The organism is Cupriavidus agavae (assembly GCF_004217045.1).
GTDB classification, from domain to species: domain Bacteria; phylum Pseudomonadota; class Gammaproteobacteria; order Burkholderiales; family Burkholderiaceae; genus Cupriavidus; species Cupriavidus agavae.
The window spans coordinates 38,331-55,886 of record NZ_SGXM01000015.1 but is presented as its reverse complement, the minus strand read 5'-3'; the positions used below and the strand labels follow the sequence as shown (position 1 = coordinate 55,886).

Sequence of the window (17,556 nt, the reverse complement as noted above, 5' to 3'; positions counted from 1 at the left end):
CGACTCAATGAACGGCCGAGAAAGACATTAAACTTTGATACACCCGCTGAACGATTCCATCAGACCGTTGCGTGGACCGGTTGAATCTACAGTCGTTCTGCGCCGGTCGGGGGTTCGTACAACTCCGGCGCCGTTCCCCCGCCGGGACCTAGTAGTGACCAGCTATCCGTCGACGGCAGGTGCCGCGGAGGCAATCTGCATGCGCCCCACCCTGCGTCTGGACTCGGCCGCTACGTTCATCTCCGCAACGGCCGTGTGCATCACGGCTGATCGTAGACCCACACCGAGCCATCGGCGAGCTTGGCCGCAATACGTACCTTGCCATTGGTGTCGAGTGCCCCCACAAAGTCAATCACCGTCCCGCCGCTCGGGAATGCAACAGTCGCTGTGGCGCTGTTGTCCGTATTGAAGAGCGTCAGCGAAGACGCAGACAACCCGACCAGGAAATGCGGGATGGCGCTCAGCTTGGTCAACAGCGGCACCCCACTCCATAGGTTTACGTAGGAATAATTAACAGGCACAGGACGGGTTACGATGCCGAGGCTGCTTGCATAGCCATAGACCGGCGAACTCTCATCGGTCGCATTGGGGGCGATTGCAGCAAGGCTAAGCGTTGCAGTCGTTCGGTTCGTATATGCTGTTCCGCTTCCGGACGTGGTCTGTATCTGGTTGAGGCCGTCATTGTGAATGGCCAACCCGGCGCCGCCAGTGGGGACCGGACGCGCATCGAGAACCGGCGCGTTTGTTTCGAATTGGAACGCCGCCACTGCGGCGCCACCTACCTGCTGGTTCCACCACTGCCACGAATTGGCGCACCAGCCCACCGAGTAAATGCTGGTGCCGTCGGTGCTCTTGATGAAAGTACGCCCGGCGGTCGGAGCCGTGCCACAACCTTGCAAGGGACCATCGGCGCGGGACCCGGCAAGGTCCGCATCCAGGCTGCCGAACGACACGGTCCCGGCATCTGCGCTCAGTTGCACCATTACCGAAGAATTCACCGGATTTGTTGCTGCGGCGAGCCAGATGCCTTGTGCCGCTGCAGGCAATGCAGCAACGGGTTCGCGTGGTGTGGCACCGTCCGTGCCGAAGCGTTCCAGCCGTGCGGGCTGGCTACCATCCGCGGTCAGGCGCCACACTCGCGTGCCATCGATCGCCAGACTGATGATCGAGGGGCTGGCGATCGGCGCATCGGGCAGACGCGACCACATACCCGGCGACGACAGCGGCAGGCTGCTGCTGTTGGAGCGGCCATCGGGGTAGGTCGCGGTGACCGTCAGCGTCGCAGTGTAGGCGATGGTCTGCGCGGCATCGATACCGACGGTGACACTGGCACTGTTGGCAGCACCGACTATCGAAGCTGCCGTGCCACTCTGCTGAATCGACCAGCCCAGCGTCGCCTGGCTTGCCAGATTCGCGCCCTGCGCATCGGTCAGCGTGGCCGACACGGTACCCGTGCGCCCTGGCTTCACGCGCAGTGACAGTGCCGAGAATGCAATCGACGGCAGCGGCACCGCTGGACGCGCGAGCGACGTGTTGGCACACAGGTGGTCACCGGCAGGCGTGGTCGCACACGCGGTGAGCTTGCCCGTAGCCGCGAGCGTGCCGCTGGACGACACTTGCGCCGAATGCCCATCAGACGCAGGCGCCATCGCAAACGCGCTGTTGTCGACTGTCCACGACCAGTCCTTCAGATCAGCCACACCGTCAACGCCATCCGAGCGTTGCACCACCGCCGTGACCACGTGGGGCGCAGCGCCGCTGTTAACCGTCAACGTGGAGGGCGACAGCGACAATGCATAGGTCTTGGCCGCAGGCGGTTGCACCGACAGATGCGTGGTGCTGGTGGCCTGGCTGCCGTCGGCCAGCGTGGCGGTGGCCGTGATGTCGGCCACGCCAGCGACCAAGGTCTGGATGGTCGCATAGATGCCGACCCTCGCCATGACCGAAGCGGTGGCCGCCGGCGCCTTGTCTGAGGCGGACACTACGGTGGCTACGGCCGGATTGGAGGACATCCACGCAAAGCTCGCCCCCTTCACCTCGCTGCCGTCTGCAGCCAGCAGCGTCGCCTTCAATGTCAGCGTACCGCCAGCCACTGGCGCGGCGCTACCGGTGTCGACAACCAGGCGCGATGCCGTCGGGGTGACGGTCGTGTTTTGGGGACTCTCGTCGGAACCGCAGGCCACAAGTAGCGTCGCGGCCAGCAAGGCGAGACCGGCAGCGCGCGCGCCGGCCAGAAGGTGTGAAAACATTGGACCCAACCCGTATCTAATTATGGAGAAGGCCGCCCTCCCTCCCCGGGTTGGAGGCCACGAGCGCCCGCGAACGGGACGTCGTGCGCCCGACTTTAGCAGCGGTACGCTTGCACCACATCCCCTAGGTTGGGGGTGACTGGTCAATAAAGATCATCTAAGACGCGCAGAATGTCCTTTTGTTTGCCGTTGCACGGCATTTCGGAAGCCAGACGCCGCCTTAATGCAACTCTGCTGCACTAGATCAGCTACACCGCCCCATCCCTGAGCGCCGGTTTTTCGAACGACCGTGCCGACATCTGAAAATGGCTGGCCCGGATAAGGATGTCCAGCTCCGTCGCGACGAGTTTGCCGGCCCGTCTCGTGTACTCGGGCTCTTCCCGGCCATAAGCTGCACGGTCCTCCCTCTGAATCGAATGGCCGACTAGCTTCTCGTTCCTGTCATTCGTCTCAGCCCGATCGGGCGTGGCCAACACTTCCTGGCAGCCTGTTGCACGGCTTCCATAATTCGACTACATTCGAATCATGGAAACAGATAACGCCCTCGAAGCGCTTGCCGCGCTCGCCCATGCCGTCCGCCTGGCCGTCTTCCGCCTGCTCGTACAGGCCGGCCCCGAAGGCCTGCCGGCTGGCCGCATTGCCGAACTGATGAAGATGCCCGCGTCCTCGCTATCGTTCCACCTAAAGGAATTGCATCGCGCCGGACTGCTGGCCAGCCGCCAGGAAGGCCGCTCGATTATCTACATGGCCCGCTTCGAGACCATGAATGACCTGCTGGGCTATCTCACGGAGAACTGCTGTGGCGGCAATCCGTGCTCGCCGGTTTCCCGCTGCGCCGTCACCACGGAGTCTTGAACCATGAAGCGCTTCCACGTCCACGTCAGCGTGGCCGACCTGTCGGCCAGCATCCGCTATTACTCTGCCCTCTTCGCCGCAGGGCCGACCGTCGTCCGGGACGACTATGCGAAATGGGCGCTGGACGATCCGCGCGTGAACTTCGCCATCTCCAATCGCACGGAGAAGCTGGGCGTGGACCATCTGGGCATCCAGGCGGAGACGGACGCGGAACTGGCCGAGATAGAGGCGCGCCTCGCCAGCGCCGAGCTGCCCGTGCAATCCCAGTCCGAGACGAACTGCTGCTACGCGACCTCGAACAAGCATTGGTCGGTGGACCCCACCGGCATCGCCTGGGAATCGTTCCACACACTCGGCAACGCGCCGACCTATGGCGAATCGCGTGACCGTGGCGCCGAGACCGCTGAATGCCGCGTGCCCGTCCCGTTGAACGCCGCACCGAAGCCTGCCGCCAGGACCACCTGTTGCGCGCCGCAATCCGGCTGCTGCTGATCCAGTTTTAACGCGCCTCCCCCATCGAATCCTCGTGCGAGGAGGCACTCCCTCGCCCCAACGCCCAACAACCACCATGTCCGACAAGACTTTCAACGTACTGGTGCTCTGCACCGGCAACTCCGCCCGCAGCGTCATGGCCGAAGCGCTGTTCAATGTGCTCGGCAAGGGACGCTTTCACGCCTACAGCGCCGGCAGCCGTCCGTCAGGTACGGTGAACCCCTTCGCCGTCGAACGGTGCCAGTCGATCGGCTACGACATCTCCGGCCTGCGCAGCAAGAACTGGGACGAGTTCGCCTTGCCCGATGCACCCAAGATGGACTTCGTGATCACGGTCTGTGACCAGGCGGCGGGCGAGGTCTGCCCGATCTGGCCGGGCACGCCCATCACGGCACACTGGGGTTTCATGGACCCGGCCGCCATCCAGGGACCCGACGATGAGAAGCGCAAGGTGTTCGACCAGGTCTTCCGTCAGATCCTGAATCGCGTGAGCCAGTTCGTGAACCTGCCACTGCACATCCTGGACCGCAATGCCATTGAGCAGGAGATGCGCGCCATCGGCGAGCAGCCCGTGGAGTCCGGGCAGTGAGCACGGCGCAACAATCCGCCGCAGCGGCACAGCCCAGCGCCATTGGCTTCTTCGAGCGCTATCTGACCATCTGGGTGGCGCTGTGCATCGTGGCCGGCATCCTGCTCGGCCAATGGCTGACCCCGGTCTTTCACGCCATCGGTGCCATGGAAGTCGCGCAGGTGAACCTGCCCGTCGGCGTGCTGATCTGGGTCATGATCATTCCGATGCTAATCAAGATCGATTTTGGCGCCATGGGCCAGGTCGCCGGACACTGGCGCGGCATCGGCGTCACGCTCTTCGTGAACTGGCTGGTCAAACCGTTCTCGATGGCGCTGCTGGGCTGGATCTTCGTGCGCCATCTGTTCGCGGGCTGGTTGCCAGCCGACCAGCTCGACAGCTACATCGCGGGCCTGATCCTGCTGGCGGCGGCGCCTTGCACGGCGATGGTGTTCGTCTGGTCGCAGCTCTGCAAGGGCGATCCGTATTTCACGCTGTCGCAGGTGGCGCTCAACGACGCCATCATGATCGTGGCCTTTGCGCCCGTCGTCGCACTGCTGCTGGGCCTGTCGTCGATCACCGTTCCATGGGACACGCTTGTCACGTCAGTCGCGCTCTACATCATCGTGCCGGTGCTGATCGCGCAGATCATCCGCAGGGCATTGCTGGCGCGCGGCGAAGCCACCTACAAACGCGTCGTCGACGCCCTCGGCCCTTACTCGATCACCGCGCTGCTCGCGACGCTGGTGCTGCTGTTCGGCTTTCAGGGCAACGCAATCGTCGAGCAGCCGCTCATCATCCTGCTGCTCGCTGTGCCGATCCTGTTCCAGGTCCTGCTGAACTCGGGTCTCGCCTACCTGCTGAACCGCAAACTTGGCGTCGCGCACTGCGTCGCCGGCCCATCTGCGCTGATCGGCGCGAGCAATTTCTTCGAACTGGCCGTGGCCACTGCCATCAGCCTGTTCGGCTTCCGATCCGGTGCGGCGCTCGCCACCGTCGTCGGCGTGCTGATCGAAGTCCCGGTAATGCTCCTTGTTGTTGGCGTGGTCAACCGCTCGCAGCACTGGTACGAATCGCCAGACACCCCATGACCGTCAACATCTATCACAACCCGGCGTGCGGTACGTCGCGCAATACGCTGGCGATGATACGCAATGCGGGCATCGAGCCAACCGTCATCGAGCACCTGACCTCGCCACCCGACCGGCAAACTTTGCAGGCAATGATCGTCGATGCCGGGATCTCCGCGCGCGAAGCCATCCGCGAGAAGGGCACACCCTATGCCGAACTCGGTCTTGGCAACCCTGCGTTGAACGATGACCAGTTGCTCGATGCCATGCTGGCCCACCCGATCCTGATCAACCGCCCCTTCGTCGTCACCGCGCTTGGCGTGCGGTTGTGCCGACCGTCCGAAGTCGTGCTGGACAACCTGCCGGCACCGCAGCAAGGCGCTTTCACCAAGGAAGACGGCGAGGCCGTCATCGACGCCCAGGGCCGGAGGATTCGATGACCGTCGATCTCCCCAACATCGTCCCGGCGGTGCTCGACACGCCGGACCTCCGCAAACTGGAGCCTGCACGCGTCAGCACCTACCCGCCGCGAATCCTGCTGCTCTACGGCTCGCTGCGCGAAACCTCGTATAGCCGCCTGCTAGTGCAGGAAGCCGAACGGGTCTGCAGCACTTCGGGGCAGAGACCCGCGTCTTTGACCTGCGCGATCTGCCGATGACCGACAGCATGCCCGCCGATCACCCGAAGGTGGTCGAACTGCGCAAGCTCTCCGAATGGTCGGAGGGCCAGGTGTGGTGCAGTCCCGAGCGCCACGGCAAGCTGACAGCCGTCTTCAAGAACAAGATCGACTGGCTGCCGCTGGAGATAAGCGGAATTCGTCCGACGCAGGGCCGACGCTGGCCGTGATGCAGGTGTCCGGTGGCTCGCAGTCGTTCAACGCCGTCAACGCGCTGCGCGTGCTGGGGCGCTGGATGCGCATGTTGACGATTCCGAACCAGTCGCCAAGGCCTATCAGGAGTTCGACGCCAACGGCCGCATGAAGCCGTCGTCCTACTACGATCGCGTCGTCGATGTCATGGAAGAACTCTACAAGTTCACGCTGCTGGTGCGCGACCGCAGCGACTACCTAACCGACCGCTACAGCGAGCGCAAGGAAGTCGCCCCCGCCCACGCGACGACGCTTGCGGCAGCAGCCAAGCATCACGAGAACGACGCGCAGACCGGCGATACCGATAGCGGCGAAGTGGAATAACAGGGAACAGGCCGGCCATGGAGCTAAGTAGCAGCGTGATCGCCAGGCTCGGGATGGGGTCGCACGCGATTGCGGGATGCCTTGCCCATGACGCTAGGACAGGAATGCATCACCTTCGCGGCGATGCCGGGGGAAGTCCAGCAGCGCCTGCGAGAGGCCGCCATGGTGATCTTCGAGTTCAAGCCCGGGGCCACGGCCATTAATACAGGCGTTACCGCACATCCATCGAACGCGCCACTTGTGCTGACGCGGCTTCGTGACATCGCACATCCCGCTCTCGACGTGTCCCAACCTGATGGACGATACGCAAGATCGCGGCGCATCAATGCAGCTCTCCGGCATCCTCAAACGCGTGGCGGTCAAGCTTTCCAAGATGTACAACGACTGTCGCCTGGTCTCCAGCGCCCCGGGCCGAACGCGTGGCGTGAGGTCGGGGGCTTGCCGCCGTGGATAAAACTATGTCGGGCGTTCCAGCCTTCGCCACGGTACCTTAGCCAGGGATTCAGAAATCACTGCGCCTAAAATGTGTCCAGTGCCGTTACGCGAAGGCGTCCCAACCGGGGCGCTATTTATTCAAAGACCGGCCGTCGACTCCCCACTGACAAGCCCATCGATAATGTCTGCCCCGTGCTGAACGGCGGCACGCTTGGCGGTTCCCAGAGCGCTCCACTGCGTACCTGGGACTATGAAGACGCGCCCACTCTCGGTTGAGGGTGACACGCCCTCTCGACAGATGACGACGGATGCGCAGTAGCTGCGATCAGGACGACGTTCGTGCCATTCGCGCGGCGGCTCATATTTGTACACTAAGGGATAAAGGTCGAAGCCCTTGCTAGTTGCTGCCGGATAGTTGTCCATGCCGCGCTCCAGTGATGAACTACCTACTGTACGCCTATTGAACAGTGGCACAGACATTTATTTTGTCGAAGCATCGCAACCCGCGCGTGGCTGTAGGCTGTACACCGACATCCATCGGACGCGAATGGAGGCAGTATCAGGCTGCATCGCAAACTGACGCGATGCCGGGCTGCCGCCGCTATGGCCGAATAACAGAGGCGCGCCCATGGATCCCCTGAGAGACACCTTCGAGCTGATCTATCGCGGCTTGATGATGAGTGTGCAAGTGCATTGCAAAGAAGATCGGTCAATGACAAGTTCTTCGCACTGGGGGTATGTTGTTTGTATCGACGACACGCCACGCGGCGCACGCCTTTGGGGCCCGCTCCACCAAACCGCTCCCTATCATTCGCGCGAGGCTGCTGTAACGGCTGCCTGTCAGCGCGGACGCCTAGCCATCGATATGTTGCTCGGACCATTGGCATAACTGTTGGACGCGGGCACTCAGATCGGAGTCTGAGGCCGGCACCGGCCAGTTCGCGCGCCCTGACGGTGGATTCCAGGGCGGGCGTGAGGATCAGCTATTTCGCCTGGACTGAGGCCGCGACCGTTCCGATGAGGTTTGGCATTTCTACACTGGCGACCCCTTGCTGTGCAATCCCGCGATCCAAGCCAAGCCTTCCTTCGAAGTGACCGAGATGAGCGTCAGAGCGCACAAGACCCCGCGTACGCAAGCAGTGAACAACGCTGAGTGCGCTCAACAGATTGCCAAATGCTGCCTTCAGGACCAATGTCCTGTCGTACCAGACATACTGACTGCCGACAGGCAACACGCGCAACAATCGGTCTTCGCTTCTCGTCCTTGAAAAGCCGGATTGATCGGTGCAAGAAAGGCAATCGTAATGAAAGGGATCGGTCTATTCGTCATTGCCAAAGATGACATCGATCGAGGCCCTTCCCGCCAGTTCGGCGACGAGATACGCCCAACGCATCGTATAAGGCCCGCCGAACACTTTTACCCGCTTGCCGAACGCCGCGACGCCCGGTGGTGTCATGGGTCCCTCGATCTGAAACCAGACGTTGAAGAGATCTTTCTCTACCCGCTGTATATCGACATGAACATCGAATCCACGGTATTCGGTGACACGCTGCATCTCACACTCCTGATTCAAGGCCCCGTACCCTACTCGATACGGCCCTGTATCGCTAAGAAGCGGCACCCGTCTCCGGACGCCGTCCTAATGTATCGTTCAAGGGGCAGAAGCCCTGACGACAGCTTTTTGTTCCCGCTCACCAGGTCGAAATCGCCTTTAGTGTGGCGAGGGGCATCTCAATTCCTGCGGCAGGATCAGTGAGCGCTTCCACTTCGATGTAGGGGCGTTCGGACCGTACGTTGCCGAAGATCGCGGCAAAGGGAATGTCGGCGGCGTCTCTGCCGGTCCCAATGCGTAGCAATCCCGTTGGAATTGACACGCCAGACGGGTCAAGCAAATACCAACCGCCAGATAGATAGACTTCAACGATCGCATGAAAATCTGTCGGTCCCATCGCGGGGTCGGCTCCGTAGTCCAGGCTGCTAGAGATCCTCGCGGGTATGCTCAGAGCGCGACAGACAGCGATCATCAGATGCGCGAAGTCTCGGCAGACTCCAGTTCTCTCCACGAGCGTATCGATTGCGGAAGTTCGCTCATTCGTCGAATGGCTGAGATATCGCATGTGCTGGCGGGCCCATTCCCGAATCGCATACACGCGCGCGTATCCGCGCTGCATCCCGCCGAACTCCCGCAACGCAAACTCCATCATCCGATCGGACTCGCAATATCGGCTCGGTGCAAGATGGGGAAGGACATCAAACGGAAGGTCGGCGACGGGTACTTCGTGCAATGACTTCCACTCGTCCAGCCGGTGGTCGATCTCGACCACCGCCTCGTAACGAACAGCCAGTCGGCCCCTTTTGCTTTGAACGCGCAGCATCCGATTACAGGAGTCGGGATAGGTGTACTGGGTGACTGGAATGGCGGGCGTGAGCCTGAGTTCCTCCTCGACTACCGATTGCCGTGCCGTACGGGCCGCCTCCACCAGGAATAGGAAGTCAGCGGTGCGATCAACGATCTCGTACGACAGATTCACTAGGTATCGGAGGCGAATCATGAGGCCCTCACTATGCGGGCATCGCGCTACACGGTAAATGAGACCGTTTCGCGTGGCCCGTGGTCAGTTGGCGGTCGCCGTACTGCATAGAAGCTTACCGCCAAGGTGGGATAGTCATTGTCGACATGGACAAGCCGTCGAGAGAGCGGGATTTGACGGCCTCCTGCTTGCCAATGCGATGCGGGGGCCCATCAGCCTCAGCAGTTCAGCCTCGTACCGCCCCTGCGATGCCCGTTCCAACGCTCGCTTCGAATGGGTCTGTCCTGCCGGTTGCGCACGTGACCAGATCGCTCTATCCTCCGCAGTCTATGTCCTCGGCGTGCAAGTCACCGCTGCGACTATCGAGGAAGCCAATTGCTCAACTGGAGTAATCGTGCTCAGCGGGGAACGCCTAAGAACTGCCGTCGGCATTCCAGGAGCGACACAAGTGGCAGGATCTTGAACAATTGTGTATCCGCCGCACGCGCGGATCACCTGCAAACCCGCTGCGCCGTCTTCCAGGCACCCCGTTAGTACAACGCCGACCACATTCTTTCCATGATTCACAGCGGCAGAACGGAAGAGCGGATCCGCCGCGGGTCTTGTAAAGTGTTCCTTGGACGCATTGGAGAGGAGAACTTGTCCCCGCCCAACGAGCATATGTTTGTCGGGCGGAGCCACGTAGACTTTTCCCACCACAATGGTCTCTTCGTCGACAGGATGAGAGACTGGAAAAAAGCGCTGGAAGACGACTGGGCCCCTCCCGATGTGCATGACGATGAACACACTGGCTGGAAGGTCAGGCGGCAGTTCCGAGACGAGCGCCTTGAGAACGGGAATTCCCGTAGAGGCCCCACGACGACAACTCGTGGAGAACTCCATCCTGGATCCATTTTTCTTCCTCGTGCTGGAGGCAAAGCAAAAGGCGGACCGGCCGTCATGCATCGAGTTGCCACAAGCAAAGGACCGTTCGGAATGCAAAGCCAAGACGCGGCAACCGTACACGTCTTTTTGGCTCAACCTGCATCCGGCGGAAGGGGCGTCACCGTCGACATTTACCGTCCCTAGCTTGCGGATCAGACTATGCGGCGACCTATCGTCGTACGCGATTCATCAGCGACAGAAAGGGAAAACAGAGAGGCTCTGACGGACTTCCAACGTTACTTAGGCAGTGCGCCAAGCATACGGTTGGAGAACGATGACTTGGAAGGGGGCGATCACGGGGTTGGGAGAACTTGCGGCCCCACCATATTCGGCAGGGCCCCACCCCGGCTGTTCCGCTCTTATCGTTATTATTGAGCAATCATACAAGCAGCCTACATGCTAGGTTCGACTACTCGTTGCTGCGCGGATACTTTCGAACACCCCGCATAGCCGTGCAGCGCCCTCAGTCTACCCGGGGCGGCTTCGCAATACCAGGCTACATTGACCTGCAGTGCCTTTAGGGTAATAAATGCCCGGACGCGCACGAATCCGTTGCACGAAACAGACGAGGAACACATTGCACGAGGGGAGTACTTCACTTGCTGCGGATGGGTCATAAGCGCACATCGAAACTATCAGCTGTACGACAACTCTCCAGGGTCCAAAGGGCCTCGGCTACGTTCTTAGAATGTCGTTTCCCGCCGGTAAAAGCGCCGAATAGGCGACTTCCTCAGCTCGACTCAACCTGAGGCCCAGGAGACAGGAGTTTGCAATCGATTTTACTGTCCCGATCCGCTACATTGCTGAGCTCCCTTGACCACCAAGCAGTATCCTGTCGCTCCAATGTCGACGTCCGGAAGTTCCAGGCGTGGACGGCAAACTAGCTTTTCTTAACAACAGTGCTAGTCTAATTAAGGGCGGCTGCCGCCCAGAAGTCACAAACGACTTTAGAGAACGCGTCAGCGAGCCCTCCTTTCCTGGTTGGCCCACATGGCAGCCCGATCACTACTGGACGCTATGAACATCGTACTATTTCGCAACAGTACCCGGGCATTGATCCTTCCGGCCGGCAAGACTTTACTGGATTGTCCCCTCGAGGTGCGATGCTGGCTTGGCGCGCCGTGTGCTGAAACCGCGACTGCGTTCACACTGGATACGCCGATGCCGGGCATCCATCCGCCTTTGGTCCTCGCCCAACTTTTGCAACGGGGATACTGCGCACTGGATCTGCATGGCGTCGTGCAGAACTTTCGTGCGTCCAACGCAATGGACCAGGATGAGCCTATCGTCTCGAAAGAGACGCGAATTAGATTGGCTGACGTTGATACCGCCTCGCTCATCTCGAAAGCCGACTTACTTTCCCAATAGGGATCATCAGCAACTCCAGACCCACTCTCAGTCGGTAAGCTTAATTTCGGCCGCACTTTACGCTTTTCGCGTTGCCCCGAAATCCGGTTGCGTCCGCCGTCGCACGACTTCACGCTATGGCGCATAGAAACAGTCTTCGGGCTGGGTGACGTAGCTGGCCAGGGATGCCGACGCTCATTTTATGCCGCTCATCTCCAGGTGATGCACCCAACAGTCCTTCCTTCCCTTACCGCCCAAAGAATTGTCCCAGCTCGGCAAACTGTGAAGCCGAGGGTGGACAGACTGCTCCGAGGACGCCCGCCGGCGGCGGCAGCAGCCGCACAGTCCAGAAAAAAACTAAATGCCGCAAATATCAGCATGTCAAGAATGCCATGGACCTGCGGCGTGCGCGCGTGAAACAGGAACGTCTGCATCGGACGAAGCAGCGCGAAATATCGTATGGTGACGAACGGCGGCGGTGACGAGATTCGACGGCGCGTAGCGTGCCCGATGCCAGTCAAACATCAGAGGGAGTACTCGTCGGGTCAGCGTGACGGACTTAGGTCTACCGTCATAAGCAGCGAGGCCGAGAACCAGCGCATATTGAGTGGGGAGGCGAAACGCCTTGCGGAAGATCTGGACGGTACGGCAGAGCAGTAGCGTGACCTCGCCCGTGCTGGCTGCCACACTTGGACGAGGAATCGCCGAATCCATTTTCCCGAGAGTCGCCGGCACACCCGTTTGCTTGGAATCCTCCGTTACTGCGCAGACCAGCATCAACTTGAATGCCCACCGCTTGGGGTGAGCCACGCGGAAGCGGTGGAACAGGCGATGGACGCTTACTGACCCCCGCTATGCGCGCCTTCGGTGGGCGCCGCGCTCGGGCCGGTTACCTCGCCACTTGTCAGCAAATGGTGCCTCGGACAGACGATAGGTTTCGGGAAAAACATCTTCAGATGTATGAATTCTGATGGACAAACGGCGGCATTCCGCCCCTCGAACTAGCATGTGCTGACTGGGAGGTCCGCAAAGCCGGCGGCCATTCTTCCCGCAAGCCATCGTCCAGCATCGGCGGTGTTCGACAGGTGTCACTGCTACCTGGCCGGCCGCGGTGCGACGCGGGTCCAGCTTCGGCCTCGATGTTATCGAGGGCTTCTGGCGCGACGGCGATGCCCGAAACTACTTGCCAGCGACCCGCATGCCTTATCTCAAGCTCACTGATCGCCTCTACCGGCTTCTGGTGGCTATTGGCGTCCGGGATGCCAACCCCGCCAGCAAACTCGTGCTTGGTCAGTGCTCAGGCCGTGATCGGGTTTCGCCCGCAACCGGTACTGATGGAATCGGCTTGGAGAAAAGCTTCAATGTAGGATCTGACGGCCGCACGCCGCTGTCATACAGGGATTCCACGACTAGGACATTCCCGTTGAAGCCGGTGCAGGCGCGTAGCGCTTCATCGGAATTGGGAGGGATGATCTTGCGCCGCCCAGCGTCATAGCGCTCCTGAAAGCCGCTCCAGCGCGGCCTCGTCGGTCTCCATGTCGGCCAGCGTCCGCGCGCGTAACGCCAGCCGGACGCGGTGCAATCAGCAGCGCGGCCAGATGCTTGCCGTAGCTGCTGCCGACCAGAACCACCGCGTTATGGTCGATAACGGGATGCGCGAGGAGCTTGTCATAAGCGGGAACGAGTTCGTGGACATTCCCGCTCGAATGTTGTGCTCCCGCAGTTCGATCGTCAGGCAAATGCATCCCCGGCCCGCCACCTCGTTCGCACGCCGCAGCTGACGTTTCCGGCTCGCGCCCCAGCCAAGGACGAAGAGCACGCCCGGCGACTTCGTGACCGGCGTGACGAGACAGCCGGAAACTTCTCCCCGCTCTGCCTTATGGATACCGGTTCGGAACTGGTTGTCATGGACGAGCCCCTTCTCAATCGAGTCCGCGGAAAATACAGCAGAACCGGTACCACGTCCGCCATCAGCGATCCGCCGACCCGAGGGTTACCGCGGCGATGACAGCGATACAAGCCTAAGGATGATTTATCGGAGCGTCCGGCATCCTTATCCTCCAAGTTTATTTTACAGATTGACGAACCGGTTTGCCGCGAACCTACCCACTACCCTATCCCTTGCCCTCGCGACGTGCCGACCCGATGCAAAACGCCGCTGCCAGCATATCCGCGCTGATTGCAAGTACCCAGGCGCTCGCCACTGCGACGCAGGCGCTGCGTACCTCGAACTTTCTCTGCCGCATACACAATGCACAGTGGGAAGCCCGTACCGCAAAGTTACCTGGTGATCATGGCAATGCCCGATAGGGCGAGCAAAGCTGCCACGAGCGGCCGCATCACGGCAGGACTCCACGGCGGCGGTCTCTTCGTCGTCAGGCGTGTGGTGACGTGAACAACCGGGAAGGACAATACGCAAAGCAGCAGTGCATGGGCGGAGATGCCCATCGAGACCGGCACCAGCACCAGGCGCGTGCAAGCTTTACTGGCAAACATCACCAGCAGCGCGCGTCGGACCACATCCGTGGCCAACGGCTGCCGGTAGTGATAGAAAACGATAGGCGGCCCCGACGTACCAAACAGGCCGCCCATCAGTCCGGATAGCGCCCCGGCCACCGAGAAAGCACGCGGAGCTCCGACGGAAGACGCCTGCTGGCGCCGGATCACTAGACTGACCGCGCAAAGGACAATGGCCACGCCAAGCGCGGTTTCCAGCCAAGCGGCCGCGTTGTCGTTCACCCAGCCTAGCAACACTACTCCTAACAGCACCGTAGCCAGACTGGTGAGAAGCGCGCGATGCATCAACCTCCAGGGCGGCGGCTGCCGATCGGTGCGGAAGAACACCAGCGCGTTGATCAGTGTCAGCACGCTGGCCGCGATGCCCGCCGTGCAGGATGCCGCAGCCGCCCGTCTGGTCAATGCCCGCCGCCGCCGGCCGCGTCCATCATTTTCTCGACAACCTGGTCCACGCCAAAGCTGGCGGCCTTCTGCCGCGGCGGGAAATCCTTGAAGGTCTGCAGGAATTCCGCCACGCCAGCCTGGGCCGGCACGAGGATGAAAGCGTGCTCGAGCAACCAGTCGTAGTACGTATTGGATATCACGTCCGCGCGCTCGTAGGGGTCCGTGCGCAGATTGAATATCTTCGGCACGCGCAGCGTTACCAGCGGTTTGGCCCAGAACGCAGCGTGCCGGTGGCGCGCTGCTCCATGAACATGACTTTCCAGTTGTCGTAGCGCAGGCAGGCAAGGTCGCCATCGTCCGCGAAATAGAAGAACCCTTCCGATCCGGCTTGGGCGCCTTGCCCACCCCTCCTAAGCCCAGTTTACGTAATGACCTGCATTCGGCACGCGGCGCGTGTCTGAGATATTGCACCGCACAACGCGCTCAAGTATCATGCGCGGTTCCCCAAAATTCGAGCATCGAGCATTCCCAGACGGGCAGGCTCTGGGCTCACCGCGCCACATCCGCCATACCGCTCGCCGGTTAGCGCTGCGCGCCATTCGCGACGCGCCGCACGCTGTCCCCCAGGAGAACTATATTGGCAAATCAGGTTCGTGATGAATCGGAGCGGCGCATGAAAGCGGCATTCACTCCCAAGGCCGGGCGCCGTCCGGCGGGCGCAAAACCCAACGCTGAGCCGGGAACGCTGGATCGGGCAGCCAAGGCGCGTCTGGACGAGGAGCGGCAGCGTCAGATGCGGGCCCTGATTGCGCTGGGCCGTGAGCGCGGGTATCTCACGCATGCTGACATCAATGACCATCTTGACGACAACTTCGCGCAAACCGCCGCGATGGAAACCATCGTCAGCACGTTTAGCGATATGGGCGTCTCGGTGTACGAGCAGGCGCCGGACGCAGAGACCCTCCTACTGAACGGCGCCACGCCGACGACCTCCGATGATGAGGCGGCCGAAGAGGTTGAAGCCGCCCTGTCGACCGTGTACTCCGAGTTCGGTCGCACGACAGATCCGGTCCGACTGTACATGCGGGAGATGGGAGCGAGTACCCTGCTGACACGCAGCGGAGAAATCGAGATCGCCAAGCGCATCGAAGCGGGACTCATGGAGATGATCCAAGCGATTGCCGAGTGCCCGTCCGTCGTCGCAGCAATACTCACTGAAGTTGACCGTATTCATGCCGGCGAGCTGACTGTTGACGAGCTGGTCGATGGCATCGCCGAAGTCTCAGCCGAGGGGGATTCTCTGCTGGACGCAGTCGCGCAGGAAGACGCCGCAGACGCCGACGAGGGCGCGGAGATCGACCAGGACGCCGACGGGGATGACGAAGACGCGTCCACCGAAGAAGACACTTCGGAGAAGGAAAATGCAGCACGGCTTCAGAAGCTGACTACCGACAGCCTGGAGATCTTCGCGCGCGTCCGTGCACTTTTTGATCAGATGCCCGGGGCTGCCGGCAAGGAAGCCGCCTCCCCAGCCGCTTCCGCTGCCAATGCGCAGCTGTCAGCGGCCATCCAGGCCGAACTCGCTCCAATCCGGTTCACAGCAAAGACGATTGATAGATTGTGTGCCACGGTGCACGAGCAAGTCGCCGCCGTGCGAACCATCGAGCGCAGCATCCTCGAGATTGCGGTCGAGCGTTGCGACATGCCGCGCGAACTCTTCATCGCTTCTTTCCCCGGCCGAGAAACAGACCTCACTTGGACCGCCCAGTCGGCGAGGACGTCGAAACAATTCGGTCCTGGGCTTGAGCGACACCTGCCCGCTATCCAGGCACTGCAACAAAAGCTTGTTGACATCGAGGCGCAGGTGGCGCTGCCACTGCAGCGACTCAAAGAAGTCAACCGTCGGATGACGGCCGCTGAGGCGAAAATGCGTCGGGCAAAGTCGGAAATGACCGAAGCCAACCTGCGCCTGGTCATCTCCATTGCGAAGAAGTATGTCAACCGCGGCATGCAGTTTCTGGACCTGATTCAGGAAGGCAACATCGGCCTCATGAAAGCCGTGGACAAGTTCGAGTATCGACGCGGCTGGAAGTTCTCAACCTATGCCACCTGGTGGGTCCGGCAAGCCGTGACCCGGGCCTTGGCCGATCAAGCCCGTACGATCCGTGTGCCAGTGCACATGATCGAGACCATCAACAAAATGAATCGCATTTCGCGAGAAATCCTGCAGCAGACCGGGCAGGAAGCAGAGCCGGCGGTCCTCGCCGAGCGGATGGGAATCTCCGAGCAGAAAGTCAGGGATATGCTCAAGATTGCGAAGCAACCAATTTCGCTGGAGACGCCTGTTGGCGATGATGCAGACGCAACGCTCGGTGACATGATCGAGGACGCCGGTGCGAGTTCGCCCGCAGACGCGGCGATGCGGGCGAGCCTGCGAGCGCAGATCGAGAGTGCGCTGAATGAACTCTCCCCGCGCGAGGCCAAAGTGCTGCGTATGCGGTTTGGCATTGACACCGCTTCCGAACAGACATTGGAGGAAGTCGGGCAACAGTTTGATGTCACGCGGGAGCGCATCCGCCAGATCGAAGCGAAGGCAATGCGCAAGCTCCGCAATCCTGTGCGTGCCGACAAGCTGAAGCTGTTCCTCGAGCGCTGAACGCGCGGCCGCGCACCCCTTCCCAACCAGGGAAAGGACTGCCCGGCCTCTAGCCGCGCTACGCAGACAATGCGTCGCACGTAACCATGCTAATGCTCCGGCATGCGTACCAATCTAGCGAAAGACCGTGCTCCCATTTTGCGCGTGGCTTTCCGCGCGGTAGATCTTGACTATCGCGCCGCTGATGCTGAGAAGCGCCGCGACCTGACAAGGCCTGCGCGCCGGTGGACGAAGCTGCGGTGAGCCGCGACGAAGCCCTTCGACAACCGCACTGCTGCCGCGGGGACTTGACTTTGGCCCCAACTGCGTAGGCTGAAGATTCCTTTCATCACATG

Annotated in this window: 14 protein-coding genes and 2 pseudogenes; 9 read left to right on the top strand and 7 right to left on the bottom strand. The window is 61.1% G+C overall.

Going from position 1 to position 17,556, the window contains the following annotated elements:
- Nucleotides 1–260: 260 nt before the first annotated feature.
- On the bottom strand, nt 261–2,249 hold the full coding sequence (locus tag EV147_RS26385) for a hypothetical protein (protein ID WP_235845036.1): 1,989 nt from the start codon (nt 2,247–2,249) through the stop codon (nt 261–263).
- Between the two features lie 525 nt (nt 2,250–2,774).
- Here EV147_RS26385 and EV147_RS25770 point away from each other — a divergent pair.
- The 7 genes and pseudogenes from EV147_RS25770 to EV147_RS25740 all read left to right on the top strand — a co-directional run bounded on the left by EV147_RS25770 (nt 2,775) and on the right by EV147_RS25740 (nt 6,880).
- Entirely contained in the window at nt 2,775–3,104 is a 330-nt protein-coding gene (locus EV147_RS25770) for an ArsR/SmtB family transcription factor (RefSeq protein WP_130394064.1), read from the top strand.
- A gap of 3 nt (nt 3,105–3,107) precedes the next feature.
- Nucleotides 3,108–3,596 carry an ArsI/CadI family heavy metal resistance metalloenzyme gene (locus EV147_RS25765; RefSeq protein ID WP_130394063.1) on the top strand — a complete coding sequence of 163 codons (489 nt, stop codon included), beginning with the start codon at nt 3,108–3,110 and terminating at the stop codon, nt 3,594–3,596.
- 76 nt (nt 3,597–3,672) lie between these two features.
- The gene (locus EV147_RS25760; protein WP_130394062.1) at nt 3,673–4,185 is read left to right on the top strand and encodes an arsenate reductase ArsC; all 513 of its coding nucleotides are present in this window, start codon (nt 3,673–3,675) and stop codon (nt 4,183–4,185) included.
- Nucleotides 4,182–5,255, top strand: coding sequence for an ACR3 family arsenite efflux transporter (arsB, locus tag EV147_RS25755; protein WP_130394061.1), 1,074 nt, complete (start codon nt 4,182–4,184; stop codon nt 5,253–5,255). The genes EV147_RS25760 and arsB overlap by 4 nt, the downstream gene beginning before the upstream one ends.
- Nucleotides 5,252–5,674, top strand: a complete 423-nt coding sequence (arsC, locus tag EV147_RS25750) for an arsenate reductase (glutaredoxin) (RefSeq protein WP_130394060.1) — start codon at nt 5,252–5,254, stop codon at nt 5,672–5,674. Before arsB ends, arsC begins: the two co-directional genes overlap by 4 nt.
- Nucleotides 5,671–6,426, top strand: a pseudogene (gene arsH, locus EV147_RS25745) (arsenical resistance protein ArsH). Before arsC ends, arsH begins: the two are co-directional and overlap by 4 nt.
- Nucleotides 6,427–6,495: 69 nt before the next feature.
- Nucleotides 6,496–6,880, top strand: a pseudogene (locus EV147_RS25740) (lyase family protein).
- Nucleotides 6,881–6,999: 119 nt separating this feature from the next.
- Here the strand turns inward: EV147_RS25740 and EV147_RS26380 are convergent.
- From EV147_RS26380 to EV147_RS26530, 4 genes are all read right to left on the bottom strand, one after another.
- A complete protein-coding gene (locus EV147_RS26380; RefSeq protein WP_130394059.1) occupies nt 7,000–7,284 on the bottom strand; it encodes a hypothetical protein in 285 nt (94 codons plus the stop codon).
- A gap of 896 nt (nt 7,285–8,180) precedes the next feature.
- Nucleotides 8,181–8,417, bottom strand: a complete 237-nt coding sequence (locus EV147_RS25730; RefSeq protein ID WP_130394058.1) for a hypothetical protein — start codon at nt 8,415–8,417, stop codon at nt 8,181–8,183.
- Nucleotides 8,418–8,553: 136 nt separating this feature from the next.
- A complete protein-coding gene (locus tag EV147_RS25725; RefSeq protein WP_130394057.1) occupies nt 8,554–9,414 on the bottom strand; it encodes a transglutaminase-like domain-containing protein in 861 nt (286 codons plus the stop codon).
- A 306-nt stretch (nt 9,415–9,720) separates the two neighbouring features.
- A complete protein-coding gene (locus EV147_RS26530; protein WP_157994731.1) occupies nt 9,721–10,275 on the bottom strand; it encodes a chemotaxis protein CheB in 555 nt (184 codons plus the stop codon).
- Between the two features lie 1,059 nt (nt 10,276–11,334).
- Between EV147_RS26530 and EV147_RS26215 the strand changes: the two genes are divergently transcribed.
- Nucleotides 11,335–11,685 (top strand): hypothetical protein, encoded by a 351-nt coding sequence (locus EV147_RS26215; RefSeq protein WP_198680370.1) that lies wholly within the window; start codon nt 11,335–11,337, stop codon nt 11,683–11,685.
- Nucleotides 11,686–13,944: 2,259 nt separating this feature from the next.
- Here EV147_RS26215 and EV147_RS25715 read toward each other — a convergent pair.
- Together EV147_RS25715 and EV147_RS25710 are read right to left on the bottom strand one after the other, a co-directional pair.
- Nucleotides 13,945–14,583: a sulfite exporter TauE/SafE family protein gene (locus tag EV147_RS25715; RefSeq protein WP_328591169.1), complete on the bottom strand. Its 639-nt coding sequence runs from the start codon at nt 14,581–14,583 to the stop codon at nt 13,945–13,947.
- Nucleotides 14,580–14,813 carry a hypothetical protein gene (locus EV147_RS25710; RefSeq protein WP_198680369.1) on the bottom strand — a complete coding sequence of 78 codons (234 nt, stop codon included), beginning with the start codon at nt 14,811–14,813 and terminating at the stop codon, nt 14,580–14,582. Before EV147_RS25710 ends, EV147_RS25715 begins: the two co-directional genes overlap by 4 nt.
- 425 nt (nt 14,814–15,238) lie before the next feature.
- On the opposite strand from EV147_RS25710, the gene rpoD reads away from it, so the two are divergent.
- Nucleotides 15,239–17,221 carry an RNA polymerase sigma factor RpoD gene (rpoD, locus tag EV147_RS25705; RefSeq protein WP_130394054.1) on the top strand — a complete coding sequence of 661 codons (1,983 nt, stop codon included), beginning with the start codon at nt 15,239–15,241 and terminating at the stop codon, nt 17,219–17,221.
- Nucleotides 17,222–17,556: the final 335 nt, after the last annotated feature.

Bases quoted from the DNA above. Each gene is read 5' to 3' on its own strand.
- EV147_RS26385 (WP_235845036.1), bottom strand. From the start codon at position 2,249: ATGTTTTCACACCTTCTGGCCGGCGCGCGCGCTGCCGGTCTCGCCTTG.
- EV147_RS25770 (WP_130394064.1), top strand. From the start codon at position 2,775: ATGGAAACAGATAACGCCCTCGAAGCGCTTGCCGCGCTCGCCCATGCC.
- EV147_RS25765 (WP_130394063.1), top strand. From the start codon at position 3,108: ATGAAGCGCTTCCACGTCCACGTCAGCGTGGCCGACCTGTCGGCCAGC.
- EV147_RS25760 (WP_130394062.1), top strand. From the start codon at position 3,673: ATGTCCGACAAGACTTTCAACGTACTGGTGCTCTGCACCGGCAACTCC.
- arsC (WP_130394060.1), top strand. From the start codon at position 5,252: ATGACCGTCAACATCTATCACAACCCGGCGTGCGGTACGTCGCGCAAT.
- EV147_RS26380 (WP_130394059.1), bottom strand. From the start codon at position 7,284: ATGGACAACTATCCGGCAGCAACTAGCAAGGGCTTCGACCTTTATCCC.
- EV147_RS25730 (WP_130394058.1), bottom strand. From the start codon at position 8,417: ATGCAGCGTGTCACCGAATACCGTGGATTCGATGTTCATGTCGATATA.
- EV147_RS25725 (WP_130394057.1), bottom strand. From the start codon at position 9,414: ATGATTCGCCTCCGATACCTAGTGAATCTGTCGTACGAGATCGTTGAT.
- EV147_RS26530 (WP_157994731.1), bottom strand. From the start codon at position 10,275: ATGGAGTTCTCCACGAGTTGTCGTCGTGGGGCCTCTACGGGAATTCCC.
- EV147_RS26215 (WP_198680370.1), top strand. From the start codon at position 11,335: ATGAACATCGTACTATTTCGCAACAGTACCCGGGCATTGATCCTTCCG.
- rpoD (WP_130394054.1), top strand. From the start codon at position 15,239: ATGAAAGCGGCATTCACTCCCAAGGCCGGGCGCCGTCCGGCGGGCGCA.